Annotated in this window: 1 protein-coding gene; it reads left to right on the top strand. The window is 47.6% G+C overall.

The genetic code is table 11. The features are described 5' to 3' along the window. Positions 1-1,806 (top strand): acyltransferase family protein (locus tag GHN92_RS23500; protein WP_153381333.1); only part of this gene is annotated, 1,806 nt, incomplete at its 5' end. Between the last annotated feature and the right edge of the window lie 484 nt (positions 1,807-2,290).

Here is a 2,290-nt window from a genome sequence, read left to right as displayed (position 1 = left end):
CATCTTGGCCTCCTGGCTTTAATGGCGGTGTATTTTACAGAAAATCGTATTTCTTGGGTTTACGTACAGAGCCTAGTACTTGGCTGGTGGGTATTAACTCCTGTCGATTACAAAATGCTCGGTACCCACTCCGCAGCCGGCGTTTCATTTATTTCCAATATCCAATTCTGGCGTGAAGCTGGATATTTCGACACGCAATCCCATGAAAAGTGGCTACTACATACGTGGTCACTTGCTGTGGAGTGGCAATTTTACATAATACTACCATTAATTCTGACTGCCGTTTGGAAATGGAGACCAAACCGGCACTCCATAACCGTAGTGATGCTCGTTGGATTGATAACATCACTGGCTTTATCAATTATTATTACGCCCATGAATCCAAGCGCGGCATTCTACCTGTTGCCAACTCGCGCATGGGAAATGATTGCTGGCGGCTTGGTATATCTCCTTGCAAACCGCTCTCCACTTACAACAACCATACGAGTCACACTTGAATCCATTGGATTTGCACTAATCATTGGTTCTATTATCGGCTTTGACTCCTCATCAAGCTGGCCGGGCTGGAGAGCACTAGTACCTGTTATTGGCACTTTGCTTATATTGCTGGCTGCTCGCACTGGTTCAATCTGGACAGGCCCCACAGCGATACAGTGGCTGGGCACTCGTTCATACTCATTGTATTTGTGGCACTGGCCCATAGTAGTAGCTCTAAACTATTTGGAGCAGCAAGCAAATCCTACCGCTATTATTTCAGGGCTAGGATTGACGCTCGCACTCGGCAATCTTTCATACCACCTAGTGGAGACACCCGCTCGTCGCTACTTAACAAACTTTAGCATGAAGAAAAACGCAGCCGTGTTGTTGAGCTGCACTATCGCGGTTACTGTCGCCGGGTTGAGCGTGCGGTTGGACCAGGGAGTTAACGGGAGATTGCCCCCTGAGGTTGAAGCGATCAGCCTTGAATCCCAGAACATTAATCCTCGTCGAAGTGAGTGTTTACTTATGACGGGAGTAACTTCACCATCATGCACGTTCGGCGGGAGCGATCTTAAAGCAATTGTTCTGGGAGATAGTCATGCTAACGCTACAATTTCAGCCGTAGTGTCAGCAGCCACATCACCAGATAGCTCCATAATGGAGTGGACATATAGCAGCTGCCCTATTATCAGAGGAGTACACAGCTCAGCGCGAAAGCAGTGCGGCGCGTTTGTAGAATGGGCAATTCAAAAACTAAAAGCCTTGCCTAGCAATATTCCTGTGATAATAATAAATCGTCACGCCCAGTACGCACTAGGTGCCAACGAGAACAGCCATGAAGTAAACACACCACAAGTTTACTTCACTAAACCTTACCAAACATCAGAGCCAGCATTCCTTGAAGAGTACGCCCGAAACATGAAAGATACCGCGTGCGAAATCGCAAAGAGCCACACCGTATATTTAGTCAGACCAATACCAGAAATGGGTGTTGATGTTCCAACTCAAATGGCAAGAGCTGCTTTAACAGGAACACCGAAAGAAATATATATTACACTTGCCGCGTATGATCAACGCCAAGCTTTTATCTGGAAAGCGCAAGACGCCGCGCGTGACCAGTGCGGCGTAAAAATACTCAACCCTCTACCATATCTATGCTCTGACGGACGCTGCTTTGGGGAAAGAAGCAATCACCCTTTGTATCGTGACGACGACCACTTAAGTGAATATGGTAATAAAGTTCTTGTCCCTATGTTTTCTGAAGTTTTCAAAAACATCGACAGAACCACTTCCGAGGCTTTGACTGGTGCATCACTGGTTCATTAAGAGTCGACCGTGACGTGTAAACTGCATAAGAGCTGCTGATCAATGCGTTTAACCTAGCTCAACGCTCAACAGCTCTTATGCGACTTTGACATTTTTGCAATGCAATAAGCCTTTGATCGTAAGGGAGCGGCAAACACACCTTCCGAACGCCCAAATAAAGGGCGATGTTGTCCGCCTATTTTTAAGCGGACGATATAGCCCTTAAATGCGCTAACGAAACTCTCACCCAAAGTCGTTCAAAGCCCAGTTTGTTCAGGAATGCCTGATCTCCATCACTTGCAATGCCGACAATTCGTTGAGCATGCACCCGGTCAATCTTAGCTCTACAGGCTCCATGGACCACGCTGCCGAGGGCGTGGGGGGGGGTAGCTGCACTGCGTAACAACCATTTGCGGCGGTGACATCAACGTAAGCGCTCCATGAAGCCCACATTCCAAGCCGAAACCTGATGTCCGATGCTGTGCTCCCGATTTCTTTCTGGAGC

It is taken from the genome of Pseudomonas sp. FSL R10-2964, assembly GCF_009600035.1.
GTDB lineage: Bacteria > Pseudomonadota > Gammaproteobacteria > Pseudomonadales > Pseudomonadaceae > Aquipseudomonas > Aquipseudomonas bubulae.
This window is presented reverse-complemented; position numbering and strand designations above follow the sequence as displayed.